Origin of the sequence: Ralstonia pickettii, assembly GCF_001699815.1 — a bacterium.
In the GTDB taxonomy this organism is placed as follows: Bacteria; Pseudomonadota; Gammaproteobacteria; order Burkholderiales; family Burkholderiaceae; genus Ralstonia; species Ralstonia thomasii.
In genome coordinates, this window is record NZ_MCGB01000108.1 from 1 (window position 1) to 23,833 (window position 23,833).

The window sequence follows — 23,833 nt, forward strand, 5'->3', positions numbered from 1 at the left end:
CGCGGGAGAGGTTCGCCACGCACAGGATCGGCGCTTCGCCTTCGAGCGCGCGGATATACGCCAGCACCTTGCGGTTGGACGGCTGCAGAAACTGGATGGAACCCCGGCCGAACACGCGATGCCGCTTGCGCGTGGCAAGCAGCCGGCGCGTCCAGTTCAGCAGCGAATGCGCGTCGCGGCTCTGCGCTTCCACGTTCACCGATTCATAGCCGTACAGCGAGCCCATGATGGCCGGCAGCACGAGCTGTTCGGGGTCGGCGCGCGAGAAGCCGCCGTTGCGGTCGGGGGACCACTGCATTGGCGTGCGCACGCCGTCGCGGTCGCCGAGGTGGATGTTGTCGCCCATGCCGATTTCGTCGCCGTAATACATGACGGGCGTGCCGGGCATGGAGAAGAGCAGGCTGTTCATCAGCTCGACGCGGCGGCGGTCGCGTTCCAGCAGCGGTGCCAGCCGGCGGCGGATGCCCAGGTTCAGGCGCGCGCGGCGGTCGCTTGCGTAGACCTCCCAGAGGTAGTCGCGCTCGGCATCGGTCACCATTTCGAGCGTCAATTCGTCGTGATTGCGCAGGAAGATGGCCCATTGGCAGCCGGCGGGCACCTCCGGCGTCTGGCGCATGATGTCGGTGATCGGAAAACGGTCTTCACGCGCGATCGCCATGTACATGCGCGGCATCAGCGGAAAGTGGAACGCCATGTGGCATTCGTCGCCGGCACCGAAGTATTCCTGCGTGTCTTCCGGCCACTGGTTGGCCTCGGCCAGCAGCAGGCGGTTCTTGAATTCCCCATCCATGGCCGCGCGAATCTTGCGCAGCACTTCGTGTGTCTCGGGCAGGTTCTCGTTCGACGTGCCTTCGCGTTCCACGAGATACGGCACGGCATCGAGCCGCAGACCATCCACGCCCAGATTGAGCCAGAACTTCATCACGCCGATCACTGCCTTGAGCACGCGCGGGTTGTCGAAGTTGAGATCGGGCTGGTGCGAGTAGAAGCGGTGCCAGTAATAGGCGTTGGCCACCGGGTCCCACGTCCAGTTTGAAGGCTCGGTATCGATGAAGATGATGCGCGTGCCGGCGTACCTCTTGTCGTTGTCGGACCACACGTAGAAGTCGCGCAGCGCAGAGCCCGGCTTGGCGCGCCGCGCACGCTGGAACCACGGGTGCTGATCGGACGTGTGGTTGATGACCAGTTCCGTGATCACGCGCAGGCCCCGCGCATGCGCTTCGGCAATGAAGCGGCGCACGTCGGCCATGTTGCCGTAATCGGGGTGGACGCCGCGGTATTCAGCGATGTCGTAGCCGTCGTCGCGGCGCGGTGACGGATAGAACGGGAGCAGCCAGATGACGTCCACCCCCAGCTCGGCAATGTAGTCGAGCTTGGAGATCAACCCGGGGAAGTCCCCGACGCCGTCGTTGTCGGAATCGCAGAACGATTTGACATGCAGCTGATAGATGACGGCGTCCTTGTACCAGAGCGCGTCGTCCACCAGCAGCGCGGTCGGATTGCGCGTCATGACGGTTGTTCCTCCGATGGCAGGGCCGGGCGCACGCGCCAGATGGCAAACGGATGCTCGGGTTCAAGACGGATGTGCTGCCACTTGCCGCGCCACACGGTGCGCTGGCCGTTGACCAGGTTCTCGGCCATCAGCGCGCCGTGGTCGGGCAGGCCCCATTGCCACAGTGGCAGTTCGATGTCGGATTCGTGCGCGTGGTGCGGGTCGAGGTTGATCGCCACGAACACCGTGTTGTCTCCAAAGCGATCCGGCGACAGGGCGTTGGCCGGTTCGGCCTGCGAGGTTTCCAGCTGCGCCGGCAGCACGGGCGGCGTCGATTTGCTGAAGAACAGGATCCGGTCGCCCGAGGCGGGCTGGAACGTCACGCCCAGGTGCGAGTGCAGCGCCGGATTGGCCCGGCGGATGCGGTTGAGCAGCGCAATCTCTTTGACGATGTTGCCGGGGCGGTTGTGGTCCCACGCGCGCAGTTGATACTTCTCGGAGTCGAGGTACTCCTCCTTGCCGGGCACCGCAGCGCCTTCGCACAGCTCGAAGCCGTTATAGACGCCCCACAGGCCGGACAGCGTGGCCGCCAGCGCTGCACGAATCAGGAAACCCGGCCGCCCCGATGTCTGCAGGAACACCGGGTTGATGTCGGGCGTGTTGACGAAGAAGTGCGGGCGGAAATACTCACGCACCGGCGTGCGCGTCAACTCGGTCAGGTAATCGATGAATTCCTGCTTGGTGTGCCGCCACGTGAAGTACGTGTACGACTGCGAGAAGCCCACCTTCGCCAGCCGGTACATCACCTTGGGGCGCGTAAAGGCTTCCGACAGGAACACCGTATCCGGATAGCGCGCACGCACCTCGCCGATCATCCATTCCCAGAACGGCAGCGGCTTGGTGTGTGGATTGTCGACGCGGAACAGGCGCACGCCCTCGTCGGCCCAGAACATCACCACATCGCGCAGTGCGGTCCACAGGCCGGGCTTGGCGTCGTCGGCATAGAAGTCGACGTTGACGATGTCTTCGTACTTCTTGGGCGGGTTCTCTGCGTATTTGATGCTGCCGTCTGGGCGCCATGCAAACCACCCGGGGTGCTCGCGCAGCCAGGGGTGGTCGGGCGAGCATTGAATGGCAAAGTCCAGTGCCAGCTCCAGGCCCTTCTCACGCGCGGCGCGCATCAGGCGGCGGAAGTCTTCCAGCGTACCGAGCTGCGGGTGGATGGCGTCGTGCCCGCCTTCGGTGGCACCAATGGCGTATGGGCTGCCGGGGTCGTCGGGCTCCGCGCGCAGGCTGTTGTTGCGGCCTTTGCGATTCGTGCGGCCGATGGGGTGGATGGGCGGGAAATACAGCACGTCGAAGCCCATGCCGCGAATGGCGCCCAAGCGGCGGATCACATCGTCGAACGTGCCATGCCGCTGTTCATCGTCCGATGCCGAGCGGGGGAACAGTTTGTACCAGCTGGCGAATGCCGCGCCAGCGCGTTCCACGTCGAGCGGGTACGCCACGCTTTCGACATAGAACGGCCGGTAGTGCGAGGCCTGCGCCATCACGTGCTCGGTCACCGGGTCGAGCAATAGCTTGAGCCGGTGCGCCTGGTCTGCCTCCGCCAACAGGCGGGCCAGCTTGTGCAGCGCGTCGACCGGTGCGTCGTTGGGCGCATGCTCGGCCGCCAGTGCGACGAGCCGCGCGCCTTCTTCCAGCTCCAGCGTCACCTCCACGCCGGCGGTGTGCTTCTTCTCCAGTTCGGACCGGTAGGTGCCGAACGCGTCGCGCCAAGCGGCCACGGCGTACACGTGCCGCCCCAGCCGCTCGGGCCGGAACGCGCCACGCCAGCGGTCGTTGCCCAGCGGCATCATCGGTACGTGCTGCCACGTGTCTTCATCTTGCGCGCGCCACAGCAGGTGCACGGCCAACTTGTCGTGCCCGTCCATCAGCACATCGGCCTCGACGATGATGTCATCGCCCACCAGGCGCTTCACGGCAAAGCGTCCGTCTTCAACGGAGGGCTGCACCTGTTCGATGCCGATGCGCGGCGAGGCAATGGCAGCGTTGACAGGTTCCTTCGCTTCGCCGGCCTTGGTGCGCAGGCTCTTGGCCGGTTTGACCGCTGCGGGAGTGCGCACCGGAGCATTGCGGAACACGCGCCAGACCTGCACGTCGCCGGGCAGCAAATCGATCTCGGCCAAGGGCCGTGCCCGGGCGCGCAGCGTGTCGTCGCAACTGCCGACGGGCTCCGTCAACAGATCGAGCGCTACGCCGCGCGTAAAGCCGCCGGCCACGCCGGGCAGAAAGTGGTCGGCATGCACCGACACACCCATGTACAGGTCGGGGTTGATGACCGTCAGCGTGGCGGCATCGCCTGCGCGCAGGTCCGGGCCATCGGCGCGCAAGAGGGCGGTGGCGGGTGCGTCTGGGCCGGTCAGCATGCGCAGTTCGGCATGTGGTGCGACGGTGTTCGTCTCGCGTGCGGCGCGGATGGTCGCATTCACATCGCGCACCGCGTCGCTCAGGTCAAACGCGGCGTGCGCGTCAATCCATTGCTGGTCGGATGGGTCACCGCGCTCGGCCAGCATCGGCAGCAGTGCGCCGCGTTCGAAGCCCAGCGGCATCAGCCAGCCGGCATCGAGCGTGTCGGCCACGTGCAGGAGACGGCGGTAGGCGCGTTCGCGGATCATCGCGTCGCCAAATGCCTGGCCGTAGCGCGTGCCGAACGGTGCTTCCACTGCGGCGATGGGCGGGGCCACGGCAGCCAGGCGGGCGTGCTCTTCCACCATCCAACCGGCGCGGAAATCCCACCAGCGCAGCGACGAGAACGTTGCGTCAAAGCCGGCACCTGCCAGCGCATCGACCGCTGCGCCATCCATGCCGGGCGTCCACGCCAGGAAGCGTATGACGCCAACGTCTTTGCGCACGTCGGCAATCAATGTGCGCCAGCGTGCCGCTGGCAGGCGTGCAGGCGCTTCGCAGCGGAACCCGCCGATGCCCAATGCGGCCCACGCACGCAACTGCTGCGTCCACCACATCAGGATGGCGTCGGCGCAGCGCGGGTCGTCGTGTCGGAAGGAGGCGACCTCCAGGTGCGACGGCGGCAGGCGTGGGTCGAGCGCGTCGCCGTCTTCGGCGTGGCTGGCGAACCAGTCGGGGTGGTCGGCACGCAGCGGCGCATCAATGGCCACGCGGTCGATCACCAGATCGAGCTGCAACGTAAGCCCGCGCGCGCGGCAGCCTTCGGCCAGGGTGGCGAGGGCGGCGTCGGCCGGCCCACCGCCCAATGCGGCATGCAGTTGCGCATGGTCTCGCGTGACGAAGACGTTGCCGGCCGCACCCACCGCAAACGGCGGGGCCATCAACACATGATCAAAGCCCAATGAAGCAATGCGATCGAGCACGCCGTCCCAGCGGTCGAGCCTGCCGAGTTGCAGCGGATGCACGTAGCAGATGGCCGGGGCATACGGGGGCTGCGTCGCAGCTGGCGGGCGTTCGCTCGGCATCGCTGTCGGCTTGGTTGCCGATTTGGCTTTGCTGCCGGGTGGCTTGGCCGCCTTCAATGCGGCCGTGGTTTTCCGTGAAGTGGCGGGTTTGGGCGACTTGGTCTCGGGCATGCGTGAAAGCGGGGCAGGGCGTCAGGCGCGGTCAGGCACGGATCTTTTCGGCACTGGCGGCGCGCGCCACCGCGTGCGCTCGGATCTCGTCGGACAGCGCCGTCGAGCGTCGCCGCGCCGGCGTACGCACAGGTTGTTCGGGGCGGGGCGTGTGCACAGCGTCCGGTGCGACGGGCGCTTGCACCAGCGCCACAGCGGGCATGGGCGTAGCGGCCGGCACCAGGGTGCGATACAGCGCGATGTATTCGCGGGCAGGCTGCGACCAGCCGAAGTCGGTCGTCATGCCGTTGTATTGCAGGATGCGCCACGCCTGCGGCTGGGCAAAGACGTGCAACGCACGCTCCACTGCGGCGACCATGGCGTCGGCGGTGTCGCCGTCAAACAGGAAACCCGTGGCGCCGTGCAGCGCCGCTTCGGGCGAGCCACGATCGGTGATGGTGTCCATCAGCCCGCCCACGCGTGACGCGACGGGCACCGTGCCATAGCGCATCGAATAGAGCGGCGTCAGGCCGCACGGCTCGAAGCGGCTGCCATGCAGCAGGATATCGGCGCCGGCGTGCAGCAGGTGGGCAAAAGCCTCGGTGTAGCCGATTTTTGCGGCCACCTGGCGCGGATAGCGCGCCGCCAGGTCCGCCATGCCGGTCTCGTAGGCGTGCTCTCCGCAGCCGAGCACCGCCACCTGCAATTGCGGGTTGGATTCCAGCAATTGCGGCAGCGCCTGCAACGTCACGTCGGCCATCTTCTGATGCGTCAGGCGGCTGCCGACGGCCAGCAGCGGCGCTTTGGCGTCTTCCGGCAGGCCAAAGCGCTGCTGCAGCACGCGCTTGGCGGTGTGCTTGCCGCTCAGGTTGGAAGCAACAAACGGCTGCGGCAGCAGCGGGTCTTTCGACGGGTTCCACACATCGTTGTCGATGCCGTTGAGGATGGCGATGAGGTCTCGCTGGCGCGCGCGCAGGAGGTCCTGCATGCCGCAACCCGCCGTGTCGGTCAGGATTTCGCGCGCATACGCGTGGCTCACGGTGGTGATGCGATCGGCCCAAAGCAGGCCGGCCTTCAGGAAGCTGAACTGGCCCCAGAACTCGGCTTCATGCGCGGCATCGGGCGGCACGCCAATGTCCGGCACCACGTGCATCGGGAAATTGCCCTGGAACGCGAGGTTATGGATCGTGAAGACGGTCTTCACCGGCGCCTGCGCGCGCTTGACGAACAGCGGCACCAGCCCCGCGTGCCAGTCATGCGCCTGCACGGTGTCAGAGCGATGCACCCCGGGTACGCCGCCGGCAACGCGCGCAGCGGCCTGGCTGAACGACGCAAAGCGCAGCGCATTGTCTTCATAGGGCTCGCCATGTGCATCCAGATATGGGTTGCCCGGCCGCGCGAACAGTGCCGGCGCGTCGAACAGCAGTACCGGGATGCCTTGCGCGCCCATGTGCCCGCTCAACAGGCGTGCGGGGCCACCGGGCAGGTCGGTCCACTCGCACACCGTGCGGGTGTGCTGCAACTGCGTGATGGCGTCGGGATAGCCCGGCAGCATCACCGTCACTTTCATGCCGGCGCGGCGCAGTGCGTTCGCGCAGGCCCCGACCATATCTCCAAGCCCGCCGGTCTTGGCCAGCGGCACAGCTTCAGAAGCGACGAAGAGAACGTTCAGCGACAAGGTCATGCTCCCGAGGGAATTCGCCTGCCGGGCCGTCTGCCAACTGCAGGGACAGTGGAGGGCGCCGATGCGCGGCGGAGGTTTGCGATCGACCTCATCGCGCAAGACCTATGCCAGTCAGACAGACGCTGACAAGGCTGTAGTCTTAGCCCGCGCCGCCTTGGCTTTACGTGATATGCGCGCCGCGAGAGCACGTGCGGGGTGTGCAACCTGCGGGTGCGCTATGTAATTTCGTCTATGCGCGCAGGCGCACCTTTGGGATATACGGCGCTTCGAGCGGTGGGCGCTCGGTTGCCTCTTCAATAGAAAAAAACAATCGATAAAATCATATCAATCAACTTGTGCAATGCATCGATCGACGATACGATCCACTCCGTTGTCAACCAAGCAACCCAACCGAAAACCACTATGTCGCTGATCAATACTCAAGTCCAACCGTTCAAGGCCCAAGCGTTCCACAACGGCAAGTTCATCGAAGTCACGGATGAGTCGCTCAAGGGCAAGTGGTCCGTGCTGATCTTCATGCCGGCCGCATTCACCTTCAACTGCCCGACCGAAGTGGAAGACGCAGCGGACAACTACGCTGAATTCCAGAAGGCTGGCGCCGAGGTCTACATCGTCACGACCGACACGCACTTCTCGCACAAGGTGTGGCACGAAACGTCGCCGGCCGTGGGCAAGGCACAGTTCCCGCTGGTGGGTGACCCGACGCACGCGCTGACCAACGCCTTCGGCGTGCACATTCCGGAAGAAGGCCTGGCACTGCGTGGCACGTTCGTGATCGACCCGCAAGGCGTGATCAAGACGATGGAAGTGCACGACAACGCCATCGCCCGTGATGTGAAGGAAACCCTGCGCAAGCTCAAGGCTGCCCAGTTCGTCGCCAACAACCCGGGCAACGTGTGCCCGGCCAAGTGGAACGAAGGCGCCAAGACGATCAAGCCGTCGCTGGACCTGGTCGGCAAGATCTAAGTTGTAAGGCTGTTTGCTGCAGAAATGCAGCGAGAAAAAACGGCCGGCTCTGCCGGCCGTTTGCTTAAGGGCGCAGGCATGTGCCGTGCCCTGTCATTGAATCAAAACGAATAAAGGAAGTCGTCATGCTGGATGCTGATGTCAAGGCCCAACTGAAGGCCTACCTCGAACGCCTCGTGCAGCCCATTGAGCTGGTCGCCAACGTCGATGACAGCGAGGGCTCCCGCGACATGATGGACCTGCTGCGCGACGTGGCCGAGCAGTCCAGCATGATCGTGCTGACCGAACAACGCGACGCTGCCGAGCGCGCACCGTCGTTCCTGATCCGCCGCACCGGCGCGGATGTGAGCGTGCGTTTTGCCGCCATCCCGACCGGCCACGAGTTCACCTCGCTCGTGCTGGCGCTGCTGCAAGTGGGCGGCTATGCGCCCAAGCTCGAAGCCGACGTCATCGAGCAGATTCGCAATATCGAAGGGGATTTCCGCTTCGAGACCTACATGTCGCTCACGTGCCAGAACTGCCCGGACGTGGTCCAGGCGCTGAACGTGATGTCCGTGATCAACCCGCGCATCCAGCACGTCGCCATTGACGGCGCGCTGTATCAGGGCGAAATCGAAGCACGCCAGATCATGGCCGTGCCGACCGTGTTCCTGAACGGCGAGACGTTCGGCACGGGCCGCATGGGCGTGGAAGAGATCCTCGCCAAGATCGACACCGGCGCCGCCGCGCGTGACGCTGAAAAGCTCGCCGCCAAGGAAGCGTTTGATGTGCTGATCGTTGGCGGTGGCCCGGCGGGTGCCGCGGCTGCGGTGTACGCGGCACGCAAGGGCGTGCGCACCGGCGTGGTGGCCGAGCGTTTTGGCGGTCAGGTGCTCGACACGCTGGGCATCGAGAACTTCATCTCCGTGCAGGAGACCGAAGGGCCGAAGTTTGCCGCCGCGCTGGAGCAGCACGTGCGCCAGTACGACGTTGACATCATGAACACGCAGCGCGCAGTCAAGCTCACGCCGGCAGACAAGCCGGGCGGCTTTGCCGAGGTGACGCTGGCCAACGGCGCGGTGCTCAAGGGCCGCTCGGTCATCCTGTCGACCGGTGCACGCTGGCGCAACGTCAATGTGCCGGGCGAGCAGGAATACAAGAACAAGGGCGTGGCGTACTGCCCGCACTGCGACGGCCCGCTGTTCAAGGGCAAGCGCGTGGCCGTCATCGGCGGCGGCAACTCGGGCGTGGAAGCCGCCATCGACCTGGCCGGCCTGGTGAGCCACGTCACGCTGCTGGAATTCGCCAGCGAGCTGAAGGCCGATGCCGTGCTGGTGCGCAAGCTGCAAAGCCTGCCGAACGCGACCATCGTCACCAACGCGCAGACCACCGAGATCACCGGTGACGGCCAGAAGGTCAATGGCCTGCGCTACAAGAGCCGCGTGGATGGCGTCGAGCACACGGTCGCGCTCGAAGGCGTGTTCGTGCAGATCGGCCTGGTGCCCAACACCGAATGGCTGGACGGCGCGCTTGAGCGCAATCGCTTTGGCGAGATCGTCGTCGACGCACGTGGCCAGACCAGCGCGGAAGGTGTGTTCGCTGCAGGCGATGCGACCACGACGCCGTACAAGCAGATCATCATCGCCACCGGCGATGGCGCGAAGGCCGCATTGTCGGCGTTCGATCATCTGATCCGCGTGCCGCTGGCCGAAGCGGCCTGAAGCTGAACTCAGCCGTACCTGTGCCGAGCCGGACTCCGCGATCTGCGGGTCCGGCTTTTTCTTTGGTGCCTCGGCGTTCAGCCGGCGGCAGATTGCAGCGCCTGCGCACGCGCGGCGCACATCTCGACAAGGCGATCCCGCAGCGCACGCCCCGCGCTGTCGAGGTCGGGCCGCGCAAACAGCGCCAGCTCCAGCCCGCCGATCTCCGGAAAACCATCCGCAGCCCCGAGCACGCGATGCCCGGCCTGCACGGTGCTGGCCGGCAGCAGGCTCACGCCCAGCCCCGCGCTGACGGCAGCACACAGGCTCGCCAGGCTCGGGCTTGAATATGTGATGCGCCACGGCTGGCCGATCGATTCCAGCGCATGCAGCATCTCCTGCCGATACAGGGCGCCCACCGGAAACACCACCAGCGGCAATGAAGGTTGCGATGGCCCGAGCGGCAGCGTGTGCGGCCGCTCGGCGCTGTCGATCCAGCAAACTGGCTCAGCCCAGCGCGCATGGCAGTCACTGTCGGTCCCCCATTGCTTGACGAGCAGCATGTCGAGGTCGCCATTGCGATACAGACGCAGGAGGTGGTGGGATAGGCCGCTTTCCACCTCGAGGCGCAGCCGCGGGCGCTCGCGCGCAAAGCTGGCGATGAGCGGCATCAGCGCGCCGCTGCCAAGGTCTTCCGGCACGCCCAGGCGCAGCACGCCGCCGGTGTGTTCGGGGCTGAGCGCCTCGCTGGCTTCGTTGGCCAGGCGCAGCAGGCGGCGCGCGTAGCCGAGCAGGCGGTCGCCTTCTTCCGTCGGCAGTACCTGGCGCTGGCTGCGGTCGAGCAGGCGGCAGTCCAACTGCTGCTCAAGCCGCAGGATCTGCTGGCTGACGGTCGATTGCGTCAGGTGCAAATGCTCGGCCGCGCGCGTGAAGTTGCCCGTATCGACCACCGTGACAAAGCTGCGCAGCAAGACAAGATCGATCATTTAGAAACCCACTGAACATCAGTCCACTATCTAATTTGAACATGTTTAGGGGCGCAACCATCATCGCCCCGCAATTTCGTCAGCGGTGCACTCGATGGCCTATGAACGGCACGTGCGTAAGGCGGGGCGCTTGCGCGCCATCAGGTCAACGCCGGCGGGTTGCTGCTCGAGCCCGGCTAACGTTTCCCCCGATCCAACCACGCTTGGAGTGAGGCCTTCCTCAGTTCGCAAAGAAAATACTTGTAATGCGAATGATTCGCATTTATAGTGTGTCCATCGACAGCGCTGCAGCACATGGACTCACCCCCAGGGCACGTCTTCCAAGCACACCGCGTCGAACCGAATTTCGCTGCGTGCGCTCGCTGCTCTTTGCGAGCCAGCGCCCGGCAACCGATCTTTTGTGGGGACCGCTCTGATACACAGAGCGTTTGGCAGTAGCAAGCCGCCCGACAGTCGGGAAAGCACTCAGACCCCGCTTTCCCGACTGCGACTTTTCCGGGCTGCCAGCCATGCCGTTTTTTTTTTCAAGAACTCAGCGGCCCGGCATGCATGCATGCGTGCAACGTCGCCGTTTCGGGTTCTCGCCCGCTGTCGTGCCCCGCCTGCTGTACCCAAATCTTGCCCCAACGAACGCCATGCCAAACTCGACCGACCTGCGCCGGGCGGGGCTCAAAGCCACGTCGCCGCGCGTCAAGATTCTGGAAATCCTTACCGCCGGTACGGAGCACGGCCGCCACCTGAGCGCCGAAGATGTGTACCGCCAGTTGCTCACATCGGAAATCGACGTTGGCATCTCAACGGTCTATCGCGTGCTCAATCAGCTGGTGGACGCCGGCGTGCTGCTGCGCCATGCGTTCGAGGCTGGCCATGCCGTGTATGAGCTGAACGAGGGGGCACACCACGATCACCTGATCTGCGTGTCGTGCGGCCGCGTGGAAGAGTTTCACGACGACGCCATCGAGTCGCGGCAGGAACGTGTGGCCAATGAGCGCGGCTTTGTGCTGCGCGATCACGCGCTGGCGCTCTACGGCGTGTGCCCCGCGTGTCAGGCCGGTGCGGGCGTGTCCAGCATGGTCGGGTTGAACGCGTGATGTGATCCGGTAACTTGCTGAAACAGTATCGGCGCATTCATGGCGAAACTCAGTGCGCGCTCGGGGTTCCAACTCCCTGTTAATCAGGAGATGCCGATGCAACGCCGTCTGAAGTCCGAAGATGAACTCAAGACCTTGCTGGCCCGCTGCGTCCAGCAACACCCGGAATGCGCACAGTGCGAATTGCGCGCGATGTGCATTCACCGCCCCGATCACACCGGCTGCAATTGGAGCGCCGAGTTTGATTTCCCCGTGGACGACGATGCCGCCGCCATTCGCGGCCTCTCCGTCGCCAAGCGCCTGCTGACGCGGGCCCGCACGCAGTACAACGTGGTGCCCGCGCAGTAACCGCGCCGCTTATCCCTTCGCCTGACGAGAGATCCGCTCCAGCAGCGCGCGTGCGCTTTCGCCGTGCCCCTGCTGTGCCAGCAGGCGCGCATTCAGCACCAGATTTTCGAGGACCAGCTTGGCGATGCTCGCCGTGAGCGAGACGATCACCTCGTCCTGGCTGAAGTGGGCTTTTTCCATCTGCGTCAGCTGGCGTGACACCAGCTTGCAGACCAGGTCGCGCAACATCTGCTCGTCAAAGGGCAGGTTGGCGAAATCCACCGGGTCTTCCTTCTCGACTTCCGCAATCAACTGGACCAGCAACTCTTCGGTCATGACGCGTCCCCCGTTCAGGTTTGGACCAGTCTACGCCTGCGTTGCGCGAAAACAAAACGGGCCCGCGCGATGCGAGCCCGTGAGTGTTGTGGCGTTGCGTCGGCTGTTATTTGCGCCGTACGAAGTGGATCGGCTGTACAACCGGCGCGGCGGATACCGAGTCGCCCGAAGCGCAGCCGCTGCAACCGGTGCCGCATGCGCTACCCGAAAGGGGATCGGAGTGACACGAGGGCGACTCGCCCGGCGTGAGCAAGCGCTGCCCGAAGGCGCGCATCCAACCCGGCCGTGACGGCCGATTACACCAGCCTGCCACGCGCGCCGCCGTGCGGGCGCGCATCGCCGGCGCATAGCGGCCGGTCAGCGACAACGCGCTCAGCGCCACGACGGTGGCGACAACGCCGGTTTCGACAACGTGGTACACGCTCATGTCAGCACCCGTGCGATCTGGTAGGTAGCGAAAGCGGCCAGGTAGGCCAGCGCGAACAGGTAGCCGGCGGTGCCCGCCATGACCTTCCACGAGTTGGTCTCGCGGCGGATGGTGGCCAGCGTCGAGATGCACTGCGGCGCGTAGACGTACCAAGCCAGGAAGGCCAATGCCGTGGCCAGCGACCATTGCTGCGAGATGATCGGCGCCAGCTGCGCAGCCGCATCTTCATGCGTTGCCGACAGCGAGTACACCGTCGCCAGCGCGCCCACGGCCACCTCACGTGCCGCCATGCCCGGGATCAGCGCAATACACATCTGCCACGTGAAGCCGATCGGCGCGAACACGACTTCAAGCGCACGGCCGATCATCCCGGCAAAGCTGTAATCGATGGCCGGCAGCGTGGCGTTGGCCGGCGGCGCCGGGAACGTCGAGAGGAACCACAGCAGCACCATCATCTTGAGGATGACCGTGCCGATGCGGCGCAGGAAAATGCGTGCACGCTCGACGAGGCCGACGATCAGGTTGCGCACGCTGGGCAGGCGGTACGACGGCAGTTCGAGAATGAGCGGGTGCTCGTTGCGATCGCGCTTCAGGTACTTGAGCACGTAGGCCACGACCAGCGCCGATACGATGCCCGCCATGTACAGCCCGAACAGCACCAACCCCTGCAGATTGAACAGGCCCCACACCTTCCGCACCGGGATGAACGCGCCGATCAGCAGCGCATACACGGGCAGCCGCGCCGAGCACGTCATCAGCGGTGCCACGAGAATCGTCACCAGCCGGTCGCGCGGGTCCTGAATCGTGCGCGTGGCCATCACGCCGGGGATCGCGCACGCAAAACTCGACAGCAGCGGAATGAACGAGCGCCCCGACAACCCCGCGCCCGCCATCAACCGGTCGAGCAGGAAGGCCGCGCGCGGCAGATAGCCCGATTCTTCCAGCGACAGGATGAAGAGGAACAGGATCAGGATTTGCGGCAGGAACACCAGCACGCTGCCCGTGCCCGCGATGATGCCGTTCACCAGCAGGCTTTTGAGCATGCCGTCGGGCATGACATTGCCGACCCACACGCCCACGGCTTCCACGGCACCCTGAATGCCGTCCATGAGCGGCTGCGCCCACGAGAACACCGCCTGGAACATGAAGAACATCAGCACGGCCAGCAGCATCAGGCCCAGCACCGGATGCAGGACGATACGGTCGAGCCGGTCGTCCAGCTCGGCGGTGCTGCGCGGCATGGTCACAGCGGTATCCAGCAGGCGCTTCACTTCAACGTGCGGATCCGCATCAGCCGGCAGCCCGACCGGGACGGCCGGCAGTTGTTCGTGATCGATATGGGCGACAAGGTCAGCCGCGCCATTGCGTTTGATGGCCACTGTCTGCACCACCGGCACGCCCAGGGCGGTTTCCAGCTTGGCGCGGTCGATGCGGATGCCGCGCCGCTCGGCCGCATCCACCATGTTCAGCGCCAGCACCATCGGCAAGCCCAGGCGTTGCAGCTCCAGAACGAAGCGCAGGTGCAGGCGCAGGTTGGTGGCGTCGACCACGCAGATCAGCATGTCCGGGCGCGACTCGCCACGGAACGTGCCAAGGCAGATATCGCGTGTGATGGCTTCGTCGGGGCTGGTGGCGATCAGGCTGTAGGCGCCGGGCAGATCAAGGATCTGCACATGCCGGCCCGACGGCGCAGTAAAGCGCCCTTCCTTGCGCTCGACCGTCACCCCCGCATAGTTGGCGACCTTCTGGCGGCTGCCCGTCAGCAGGTTGAACAGCGCGGTCTTGCCGCAGTTGGGGTTGCCGACCAGGGCAACGCGCAATGCGGGTGTGGAAGCGGAGGAGGAAGAAGCGTGCATCTGCATGAAGCCGGGTAAGCGGAGCCGGAAAGCGGCGGCAATAGAAGGCGGCCTATGCCGCCTCGCGCACCTTGACGGGCGGGGCCGTTTCGGGCGAAGCGATGGCGGCGGCGGGTTGCGTGGCCGATTCGGCGCGCACGCACACGCGGGCAGCCTCCTGGCGCCGCAGTGCAAAGCGGGTAAAGCCCACTTGCACGACCAGCGGATCACCGCCGAACGGGCCGACGGCTACCACGCGCACCTCTTCGCCCGTCACGAACCCGAGTTCGCGCAGGCGTTGGCTGATGGGATCGGCGGGTTCACGGTCTTCAACGTGATCCACCACCGCCGTCGCCCGGCGGGAAAGCTCGGAAAGCCGCATCGTGTGTGGTCGTTTACGTAACGTGGTAAAGCAAGGTGGCTAAATGCGAATCGTTTTCATTATAACGCAACATCCCGTGAGACGGGCTGCGGCACCCGGTCGCCAGGATGGATATTTCGGAGGACGGGTTGTTACGGAGCCCGGCGTTGTGCAGAAAGCACACGCGAAAGGCGCGGAGGCCAAAAAGCCGCTGCCCGTGCAGGGTTTTTCCTAAATTACCCTATCCTGGGTATTGGCCTGAATGGGGACCATTGCCTATGCTTCAACTGCGCTGAACTTCCCCGTTCAAAGCGTATTCTTGAGGCCACCGGGTACCGCTACCCGGTGGCTTTTTCTATGGGCGCCTGCCGCGTCAAGGCGACTTTCGCCGAACGGTGTCGACGCGGTGAGCAGGGCTTGCATCGCCGTCGATCAGGGCATTGGCAGTGGTGGTTCGGACACCCCATCGCCCACATTGCTACCACCCCTCGTGCCGCCTGCCGCGCCGATTTGCGGCCGGGTCGGCTACAGGCTATCCACAAGTTGCGTGCGATAGGAATTGCAAGCAAAATGCTTGCGCACTGCGTCAGCCGTCATCCGGCACGATGCCGCAACTGCATCGTGCGTCGAGGGGATGGTCCTTGAGCCGCGCATCGTGCAACCGCAGAGTGCATCCGCTCTCCACATAAGGCTCTACCGGTCATTCAAGTGCCGAAGCACGCTTTCTTTCCCACCACGCTGCGCGGCCGCTTGCTTGCCCTGGCCGCGGTGGCCGCCTTGCCGGCCATTGTTGTCGCGATTGCTGGTGTGGCGCTTTATCGTGACCGGCTCAATGATCACCTTGCCCAGCACCTGACCCACGAAACCGAGACTGCCGCTGCGCGCGTCGGCATGGTGCTGTCCAACGCCAATACGCTGCTCTCGGTGCTCATCGCGGACGATTCGGCGCTGCGCATGGAGCGGCAAGAGTGCAGCAGTTTCGTCAACCGCGTCTTTCATAACCAGAGCGAACTCGCGAACCTCGGCATCATCGACGCGCATCGCAAGCTGGTATGTACGCCCGATACGGCGAAGCTTGCCATCGATCTGTCGGACCGACCGTACATCAACGAGATCATGGCGACGGGCCGACCGTCCCTGTCGACATTTGTGATCGGACGCGTCTCCGGCCAGGCAGTGTTGATTTCGGCGCGGCCGATGGCAGGCAACGACGGCACCATCCGGGGCGTGGCGTACGCGGCCGTGCGGCAGAGCGCGTTGATTGCGGCGGCCGTCGACGGCATGTCGGAGGCGCCGGTCTACCTCGTAGATGCGGCGGGCAACGTGTTGTCGACCCACGGTGCTCTGGAGGCCGCCCAGGTGCCGGCCATTGTGCGCGGGCCGCTGGTGGCCGCTGCGGCCCAGCAGCCAGGCGAACCGGTGTTCGTGGACGACACCGACGGCGTTCGCCGCGCCTACGCCGCCATGGTGGTGCCGCACGCGGCCGGCGGGCATTTGCGCATCGTGCGCGGCGTGGACGCTACCGACATCGTTCGCCAGCAGCGCAACGTGACGCTGGCCGGCGGCGGCGCCATCCTGCTGATGGTGGTGATGCTGCTGGCGCTCATACAGATGGCGCTGCGGCGGATGGTCATGCCGCGCATTGATGCGCTGGTGGATGCGGCCCGCCACTACGCAACGGGCGATTTTTCCGCCCGCGTGCCCGAGCACGGCTCCTCGCGCGATGAACTCTCGCTGCTTGAGCGCACCTTCAACGAAATGCGTGCCGCCATCCAGCGCCACGACGCCACCGTCCACCGCCTGACCGAACGCTTCCAGCGCGTGGCGCGCGCCACCAACGACTGGATCTTCGATTGGGATATCGCCACCGGCGAGTCCTGGGCCAACGCCAGCCTGCATCGGCTGCTTGGCAGCGACGCGTTGCTGGGCCAGGGCGACGACGACGGTACAGGTGGAGGTACCTCGCGCACGCTGACATTCCAACAGTTCGTGCACCCGGACGACGTCGACGCCTTCGCGCACGAGCTGCGCACTGTATTGAATTCGGACCGCGACAGCTGGCAGCACGTCTGCCGGGTGATCGATGCCAACCGTGCCACGCGCACGGTGGAGATTCGCGCAAGCCTTTATCGTGATCAGGACGGCCGCGCCGTGCGCATGGTCGGCGGGGTGACCGACATTTCGCAGCGCTCGGCAATCGAGCAGGAACTGCGCAGCAGCGAAGCGAACCTGCGTGTGGCGGAACAGATTGCGCTCCTGGGCAGTTGGCGCTGGGACGTGCTGCGCGACTCGACCACGTGGTCGTCGGGCATGTACGTGTTGACTGGCATGCCGCCGGGTGCGCCGCCGGCCTTTGCGCAGCAGGCGCAGTTCTTTACCGCTGACAGTTATAACCGTCTGCGCGAAGCCGCCAGCCGTGCCGTGACCGAAGGTGAGGCGTACTCGCTGGAGCTGGAGATGATCCGCCGCGACGGCGAGCACCGCTGGGTGCTTTCGCGCGGCAACATCGAGCGCAACGATCGCGATGAGGTCGTCGCCTTGTTCGGCACCATGCAGGACATCACAGATCGGCGCGAATCGGACGAGCAACTGCGGTTGCTGCGCCGCGTGGTCGAATCGGTGCCGTCCGGCATTACTGTGGCCGACGCACAGCAGCCCGACTTTCCGATCGTGTACGTGAACCCCGGCTTCGAGCGCATGACGGGCTATCGCGCAGAGGAAATTCTGGGCCGCAACGCGCGCTTCCTGCATTCGTCCGAGCCTGGGCAGCCGGCGCTGAACGAAGTGCGAACCGCGCTGCGCGACGAGAGTGAGATCCGCGTGCTGCTGCGCAATTTCCGCAAGGACGGCCACGCCTTCCTGAATAACTTCCTGCTCTCGCCCGTGCGTGATGCCAAGGGTGCGGTCACGCATTACGTCGGCATTCAGGACGACGTGACCGAGCAGGAGATGACGCGCACGCGCCTGGCGCAGCACGCCACCATCGATTCGCTCACGGGCCTGCCCAACCGCACGCTGCTGGCTGACCGCGTGCAGCAGTCGGTGGAGATGGCCGCACGCCAGCGTAGCCGCTTCTATGTGGCGCTCGTCAACATTGACCGTTTCAAGGTTGTCAACGACAGCCTTGGCCACCTGCTGGGCGACGAGGTGCTGCGTCGTGTGGCCGAGCGCCTGCGCGATGCGGCCGATACAGTGGACACCGTGGCGCGTTTTGGCGGCGACGTGTTTGCACTGGTGATCTCGCACGCGGGTTCGCGCGGTGTCGATTTCGGCTTTGACCTGTTTGCCGAACCGGTGCGCGTGGAAGGGCACGAGGTGTTCGTGACGGCGAGTATTGGCGTGGCCGAATACCCGGCGCACGGCGCAGACGCCGATAGCCTCATCCGCCACGCCGAGATGGCGATGTACTACGCCAAGCAGAACGGCCGCAATCGGCTGGAATTTTTCGCGCCGGAGATGGACATCGGCGTGTCGTACCGGCTGAACCTGGAGCACCAGATTCGTGCTGCGCTGGAGCAGGGGCAGTTCCGCTTGCTGTACCAGCCGCAGATCGACACCAAGACCGGCCGCGTGTGCGGGCTGGAAGCGCTGATCCGCTGGATTCATCCGACACGCGGGTTGCTGCCGCCGGCCGCGTTCATTCCGGTGGCCGAAGAGAGCGGGCTGATTGTCGAGATCGGCAACTGGGTCTTGACCGAGGCCGCGCGGCAGCGCGCCGAGTGGCACAAACGCGGCCTGGCCGATGACCTGACACTGGCTGTGAACGTGTCGCCGCTGCAGTTCAAGCGCGGCACCGTGCTGCCGACGCTGCTCAAGCTGCAGCGCCAATATGGCCTGGGCTCCGGCTTCCTTGAACTGGAAGTGACCGAGTCGATGCTGATGGAAGGCACCGAGCGCACCATCGAAGACCTCACGGCCATTCGACAGCTTGGCGTGCGCATTGCCATCGACGACTTCGGCACGGGGTATTCGAGCCTGGCGTATCTGAAGCGCTTGCCGATCGACCTCATCAAGATCGACCGCGCGTTCGTCAAGGACATCGATCGAGATTCCAACGATGCCGCGATCTGCACCACCGTCGTGGTGCTGGCCCACAACCTTGGCGTGAAGGTGTGCGCCGAAGGTGTGGAAGACGCTGCGCAGTCGGCCTTTCTGGCCTCGCACCAATGCGACGTGCTGCAGGGCTATTACTTCAGCGAGCCGCTGTTGCCCGAGGCGGTGACGGCATTGCTGGAGCGCAACACGCGCTTCACGCTGTAAGGCGCCGCACCTGCTGCGGCGCTATGCGCGGAACACCGCGATGGCGTGCTTCAGATCTTCCGACTGGCGTGCCAACACCGAGGTGGCCGCCGCCGCTTCTTCCACCAGCGTGGCGTTCTGCTGCGTGACCCCATCGAGCTGCGAAACCGACGCGTTGATCTGCGCGATGCCGCTGCTCTGCTCGCGCGAGCTGGCGGAGATTTCCGACATGAGCTGCGTGACGGTCTGCACCGATTGCACGATCTGCGTCATGGTGGCGCCCGCCTTATGGACGAGATCCACGCCGTCGCGCACGGATTGATCGGATGCGCGGATGATCTCCTTGCTCTGCGCTGCGGCCTGCGCGCTGCGCTGCGCGAGGCTGCGCACCTCGCCGGCAACGACTGCAAAGCCACGGCCTTCTTCGCCCGCGCGCGCGGCTTCAACAGCCGCGTTGAGCGCAAGGATGTTGGTCTGGAACGCGATGCTCTCGATGGTGGCGATGATCTCGGTCACGCGCTGGCTGTCAGCACGGATGGCGTCCATGGTTTGCACGACGCGCTGCACGACCTGGCCGCCGTCAGCCGCAATGGTGGAGGCCTGCTCGGCAAGGGCGCTGGCGGCGCGGGCGTGGTCGGCGTTCTGCGCGACCATCGATGTCAGCTCTTCCATGCTCGAAGCGGTTTCTTCCAGCGCGGCAGCTTGCTGCTCGGTGCGGGCGGAGAGATCATGGTTGCCGGCGGAAATCTGCTGCGTGCTGTGGGCGACGCTGGCGGCGCCGTCCTGGATGTCGCGCACGATGGACGACAGGCTTGCGCGCATGGTGCCCATGGCGCGCATGACTTCGCCCAGCTCGTCGCTGGAGCGGGCTTCGACTACGGTGGTCAGATCGCCGGCAGCCAGGCGTGTGGCCAGCGTCGCGGCTTCTTCCAATGGTCGGATCAGCGTGCGTGCGAGCAGCACGCCTGACATCGTTGCCAGCCCGGCGCAACCCACGCCGGTGAGCCACAGCCAATCGCGGCTGAACACGAGCCACGCTGCGCCATGCAGATCGGCGGCTTCCAGCGCGATGTGCGCCCACACCGTGCCGATCAGGATGGCCGATGCAATCAGCGTTTGCAGGCCGATCACCTTGAAGCGCAGGCTGTCGATCTGGAACAGGTTGACGACGCGCCGCCATCCCGTGCGCAGAATGCGGCCGGCGCGCACGGTGTACGACGTGTCGCCTTCGTTGATCGCGGTATAGGCGCGTTGTGCGCGTGCGATCTGCGCGGGCATGGCCATCGAACGCACCGACGTATAGCCGACCACCGCGTTGTTCTGAAACACCGGCGTCACGTTGGCCAGCACCCAGTAGAAGCCGCCGTCCTTGCGGCGGTTCTTGACGAAGCCGCGCCACGGCTTGCCGGCCTGCAGCGTGGCCCACAAGTCGGCGAAGGCGGCTTCGGGCATGTCCGGGTGGCGCACGAGGTTGTGCGGCGCCCCCATCAGTTCGTCGTGCGCATAACCACTGATGCGCACGAACGCCGGGTTGGCGAAGACGATGAGGCCTTTGAGATCGGTGCGGGAGATGAGGTAGTCCGTCGGGTTGAGGGCGGTTTCGGCTTGGGTGACCGGCAGGTTCTTGCGCATGATGGTGCCGCGCTTCGTGGGCGCGGATGGTCGAAAGGAGGCGTGAGCGTGAAAGGCACACTGTCCTTCTTTGCATCGGCATGCTGCGGGCGGCCTAAAGATCATGTCTGCGCCGCAAGTTGATCTGGATCAAATCCCAAGAGCGGCGCAGGTTGGCATGCCCGTTGCTAGATTGCGGGCAATGCGCTGTTCAGGCGCTGCAGACGGAGGAACGAGGTGCACAAGATCTGTGGAGACGTTGAGATCGTCCCGCGTGTGGTTCCCGCTGGCGGGCGGGGCTGGGAGGCGCGTGTCGAGGTGGTCTTCCGCGGTGCGGAAGGGCAATCGTTGTCGGGCTCGCAGCCGGTGCGGCCCGGATGCACGTTCGGCTCGCCGCGCGAAGCGATGGACGCGGCGCTGCTGCACGGGCAGCGCCTGTTGCGCGAGTGGGTGAGGGGCGCCACACCCCAGACGGAAGTCGCGACCTGACGCGACCCGGAGATCAGCGCGCCTCGCTCGCCTTGCGTTCTTCACGCGAGAGGCCGGCCGTCCAATAGCCCTTGGCGTCGATGGCATCGTGCGGCACGGCCCAGGCGCCTTCGAGCAGCGTGCGGACCTGCTTGAGCAAGGACGCCTCGCCGGCCAGGAACACCTGCGGCGTGCCGGCCGGCATGGCTTGAGCGCTGAGCGCACCGACCATCATGGCGCCGGCGTGCGCCGTGTCGCTCTCCACCCAGTGGATGCCGCGACTGCGCGGGTGCTCGGCCAGGGCGCCCTCCAGCGGGAGTCGGGCGCGGGCGTCGCCAATGGCGATATAGGTCAGCACCTGCGCGTGCTCGGGCAACGCCTCCAAAATCGCGAAGATGGCGGGCAACGCGGTTTCATCGCCGATCAGCAGCGTCCACGGCGCCGCTGGGTCGGCACGGAATCCGCGCTTGGGGCCGGCGAATTCCACTTCATCGCCAGGGGCGGCGTGTTCGAGCCAGCGTGCAGCGGGGCCATGCTGCGCGGCCGGTGTTTCGTCGTGCACCACAAAATCGATTTCCAGTTCATCGCGCGCTGCGTGATAGCGACGGATGGTGTAAGCACGCCCCAGCGTGCGGCCGGGGCCCGCGGCATCGTGCGGAAACATCAGCTTGATGGCCGCGCCGGGCGCCGCGCCAGCCAGATCAGCGAGATCCATAGCCGCCACGCCGGTAAAGACTACGCGGCGCATGCGCGGCGACAGTGTATGGATTGCGCGCACGCGCACGCGCATGCGGCGTGTGGCGGGTTTGACAGAACTGAGCAGCTGCGACATGAGACCTTGTGTGCGATTGAAGGCAAACATAGATGGCTGCGGAATGGACCGACTGGACCGACGCGGTAGCGCGGGCGACCAAACATCGCCCGGGGCGGCTGAACAGATGCTGCTGCTTGCCGCTTACCGCTTACCGCTCGCCGGTGATTTCCTTGAGGGCACGTAGCAGGATGTCTGCCACGCGTTGCTGTTCTTCGCGCGAAGCGAAGCGTTTTTCCATGAGGGCAAACTTCAGGCGCCAGCGCGCGGTGCGCAGCGGGTCGTGGCCCGTGTCCGTCCATTCGGCGGCGTTGTCGGTTTCGCGGTCGAAGGCCATGGCTTCGTTCATGCGCTTGACGCGCTCGCCCATGGCACGCAGTTGGGCGAGGATGGCATCGGCACTGTGCTGGCGCTCGGCCAGCCATGTTTCGCCTTCGGGGGTGATGCCGTAGCGCTTCTTGTTGCCCTCGACAGTGACGGAAGCGAAACCGTGGTCTTCCAGATACGACAGCGCTGGGTACACCATGCCCGGGCTCGGTGTGTAGAAGCCGAGCGAATGCTCTTCCACCGCCTTGATCAACTCATAGCCGTGGCGGGGTGTGCCCTTGAGCAGCGCCAGCAGCACCAGTTGCAGGTCGGCTGAACTGAGCCGGCGGCCGCGCCAGGGGCTGCCGCCTTCGTCGTCACCTTCGCCATAGCCGCCGGGGCCGCCCATGCCACGCCCGAACCCGTGTCCGCCATGACCGTGGCGACCCATCATGAAATGCTTTTCAATCCACATTTTGTGGTGATGTCCGAACCAACCGCGCATTGCATTCTCCTGAAGAGCATCATCAGATATATCGTAAGATACATCTAATGATAGTGGCGGCCGTCCAGAAGTCAAGGCATCAATCGCGAAGGCGGAAGAACGGATCGGCCAATCAGGAGGCAGGTTTGTCGCTACCGAGCTTGGCGACGTGTACGAGCCAGCGCCGCACGACCTCTTCCTCTTCGGGCGTGAACCCCTCGAGCAGATCCTGCTCGATGCCGCCCGAGCGTTTTCGGCACGCGGCGAGCAGGGCGGACCCTTCCGGGGTGACGTCGATGTGCTGGATGCGGCCGTGCACCGCGTGGGGTCGGCGCGTAATGGCGCCGCTGCGCTCCAGGTTGGTGACGATGACGCTTACCGTCTGGGGCGTCAGCATGGTCAGCCGGGCGAGGTCGGCATTCGAGATACCCGGGTAGGCGCGGAGCATCGTGAGCACCAGGAATTGCGGCAGCGTGACGCCCACGTCGGCCATGGCGCGCTCCATGCGCAGCCGCTGAGCGGCGCTGGCCTGGCGCAGCAGGTAGCCGAGATAGCCTTCTTCACCGCGTTTGCCCTGCCCGGGCTCGGGGATGGAGGGCGCGTTGCGGGAGGTGTCGTTGTCCTTGCCGGCGGTAGCACGCTTGCTCATGATGTAAGAGTTCGAATATGATGTTCGAGCACTGATATTACCACTCCTCCTTACATGGACCCTCAACAGGAGCCAGACATGGAAGATCTTTCCCCTCGCATGGATTACTCGGAATTTGTCGATACTGCCGTCGGCGTGGCGCCGGCGCTGCAGGCGCTCGGTAAGGCGGTGGACGCCTCGGGGCTGGAAAAGCCGCTGACCGAACTCATCAAGCTGCGCGCCTCGCAAATCAACGGCTGCGCGTTCTGCGTGCAATTCCACCTGAACCTGGCGCGCAAGCTGCGCGTGGCGCCGGCCAAGCTCGATCTGGTGGCGGTCTGGCGCGACACGCCGGCGGTCTTCACGCCGCGCGAGCGCGCCGCGCTGGCCTGGACGGAAGCGCTGACCACCCTGGCCCGCGCGGCCGACCACGGGGTGGAGGATCACGAATACGACGCCGTGCTCGAGCATTTCTCCAGGACGGAAGTCGCCTTCCTCACAGCCGCCGTCGCCAACAT

Annotated in this window: 19 protein-coding genes; 7 read left to right on the plus strand and 12 right to left on the minus strand. The window is 65.3% G+C overall.

Annotated elements, in window-relative coordinates:
- The 3 genes from treS to glgA form a co-directional block, all read right to left on the minus strand.
- A partial coding sequence (treS, locus tag BEK68_RS23395) for a maltose alpha-D-glucosyltransferase (RefSeq protein WP_065851928.1) occupies positions 1-1,510 on the minus strand: 1,510 nt, incomplete at its 3' end.
- Positions 1,507-5,097: a maltotransferase domain-containing protein gene (locus BEK68_RS23400; RefSeq protein ID WP_012430074.1), complete on the minus strand. Its 3,591-nt coding sequence runs from the start codon at positions 5,095-5,097 to the stop codon at positions 1,507-1,509. The genes BEK68_RS23400 and treS, both read right to left, overlap by 4 nt.
- Positions 5,098-5,128: 31 nt before the next feature.
- On the minus strand, positions 5,129-6,760 hold the full coding sequence (gene glgA / locus BEK68_RS23405; RefSeq protein ID WP_012430075.1) for a glycogen synthase GlgA: 1,632 nt from the start codon (positions 6,758-6,760) through the stop codon (positions 5,129-5,131).
- A gap of 402 nt (positions 6,761-7,162) precedes the next feature.
- Between glgA and ahpC the strand changes: the two genes are divergently transcribed.
- Positions 7,163-7,726, plus strand: a complete 564-nt coding sequence (gene ahpC, locus BEK68_RS23410; protein WP_004627987.1) for an alkyl hydroperoxide reductase subunit C — start codon at positions 7,163-7,165, stop codon at positions 7,724-7,726.
- 125 nt (positions 7,727-7,851) lie between these two features.
- Positions 7,852-9,426 carry an alkyl hydroperoxide reductase subunit F gene (gene ahpF, locus BEK68_RS23415; protein WP_012430076.1) on the plus strand — a complete coding sequence of 525 codons (1,575 nt, stop codon included), beginning with the start codon at positions 7,852-7,854 and terminating at the stop codon, positions 9,424-9,426.
- A gap of 77 nt (positions 9,427-9,503) precedes the next feature.
- On the opposite strand, the gene BEK68_RS23420 is transcribed toward ahpF, so the two are convergent.
- Positions 9,504-10,391: a LysR family transcriptional regulator gene (locus BEK68_RS23420; protein WP_012430077.1), complete on the minus strand. Its 888-nt coding sequence runs from the start codon at positions 10,389-10,391 to the stop codon at positions 9,504-9,506.
- Positions 10,392-11,026: 635 nt separating this feature from the next.
- Here BEK68_RS23420 and fur point away from each other — a divergent pair.
- The gene (gene fur / locus BEK68_RS23425) at positions 11,027-11,482 is read left to right on the plus strand and encodes a ferric iron uptake transcriptional regulator (protein ID WP_012430078.1); all 456 of its coding nucleotides are present in this window, start codon (positions 11,027-11,029) and stop codon (positions 11,480-11,482) included.
- Positions 11,483-11,578: 96 nt separating this feature from the next.
- Positions 11,579-11,830, plus strand: a complete 252-nt coding sequence (locus tag BEK68_RS23430) for a hypothetical protein (protein WP_004627975.1) — start codon at positions 11,579-11,581, stop codon at positions 11,828-11,830.
- 9 nt (positions 11,831-11,839) lie between these two features.
- Here BEK68_RS23430 and BEK68_RS23435 read toward each other — a convergent pair whose 3' ends face one another.
- The 4 genes from BEK68_RS23435 to BEK68_RS23450 form a co-directional block, all read right to left on the minus strand.
- On the minus strand, positions 11,840-12,145 hold the full coding sequence (locus BEK68_RS23435; protein ID WP_012430079.1) for a hypothetical protein: 306 nt from the start codon (positions 12,143-12,145) through the stop codon (positions 11,840-11,842).
- 106 nt (positions 12,146-12,251) lie between these two features.
- The gene (locus BEK68_RS23440; protein WP_004627973.1) at positions 12,252-12,572 is read right to left on the minus strand and encodes a DUF6587 family protein; all 321 of its coding nucleotides are present in this window, start codon (positions 12,570-12,572) and stop codon (positions 12,252-12,254) included.
- Positions 12,569-14,434, minus strand: coding sequence for a ferrous iron transport protein B (feoB, locus tag BEK68_RS23445; RefSeq protein WP_012430080.1), 1,866 nt, complete (start codon positions 14,432-14,434; stop codon positions 12,569-12,571). The genes BEK68_RS23440 and feoB overlap by 4 nt, the downstream gene beginning before the upstream one ends.
- Before the next feature lie 46 nt (positions 14,435-14,480).
- Complete coding sequence (locus BEK68_RS23450) at positions 14,481-14,789, minus strand: FeoA family protein (protein WP_004627969.1); 309 nt, start codon at positions 14,787-14,789, stop codon at positions 14,481-14,483.
- A 687-nt stretch (positions 14,790-15,476) separates the two neighbouring features.
- Here BEK68_RS23450 and BEK68_RS23455 point away from each other — a divergent pair.
- Positions 15,477-19,028 carry an EAL domain-containing protein gene (locus BEK68_RS23455; protein ID WP_024542524.1) on the plus strand — a complete coding sequence of 1,184 codons (3,552 nt, stop codon included), beginning with the start codon at positions 15,477-15,479 and terminating at the stop codon, positions 19,026-19,028.
- Between the two features lie 21 nt (positions 19,029-19,049).
- Here the strand turns inward: BEK68_RS23455 and BEK68_RS23460 are convergent, their stop codons facing one another.
- On the minus strand, positions 19,050-20,639 hold the full coding sequence (locus BEK68_RS23460) for a methyl-accepting chemotaxis protein (protein WP_012430082.1): 1,590 nt from the start codon (positions 20,637-20,639) through the stop codon (positions 19,050-19,052).
- A 216-nt stretch (positions 20,640-20,855) separates the two neighbouring features.
- On the opposite strand from BEK68_RS23460, the gene BEK68_RS23465 reads away from it, so the two are divergent.
- A complete protein-coding gene (locus BEK68_RS23465; protein WP_012430083.1) occupies positions 20,856-21,107 on the plus strand; it encodes a hypothetical protein in 252 nt (83 codons plus the stop codon).
- A 13-nt stretch (positions 21,108-21,120) separates the two neighbouring features.
- Here BEK68_RS23465 and BEK68_RS23470 read toward each other — a convergent pair whose 3' ends face one another.
- The 3 genes from BEK68_RS23470 to BEK68_RS23480 form a co-directional block, all read right to left on the minus strand.
- Positions 21,121-21,948, minus strand: coding sequence for a siderophore-interacting protein (locus BEK68_RS23470; protein WP_012430084.1), 828 nt, complete (start codon positions 21,946-21,948; stop codon positions 21,121-21,123).
- A 100-nt stretch (positions 21,949-22,048) separates the two neighbouring features.
- The gene (locus BEK68_RS23475; RefSeq protein WP_012430085.1) at positions 22,049-22,708 is read right to left on the minus strand and encodes a PadR family transcriptional regulator; all 660 of its coding nucleotides are present in this window, start codon (positions 22,706-22,708) and stop codon (positions 22,049-22,051) included.
- Between the two features lie 112 nt (positions 22,709-22,820).
- Entirely contained in the window at positions 22,821-23,336 is a 516-nt protein-coding gene (locus BEK68_RS23480) for a MarR family winged helix-turn-helix transcriptional regulator (protein WP_012430086.1), read from the minus strand.
- A gap of 78 nt (positions 23,337-23,414) precedes the next feature.
- Between BEK68_RS23480 and BEK68_RS23485 the strand changes: the two genes are divergently transcribed.
- Positions 23,415-23,833: carboxymuconolactone decarboxylase family protein (locus BEK68_RS23485; protein ID WP_065851930.1), on the plus strand; the 419-nt coding region annotated here is incomplete at its 3' end.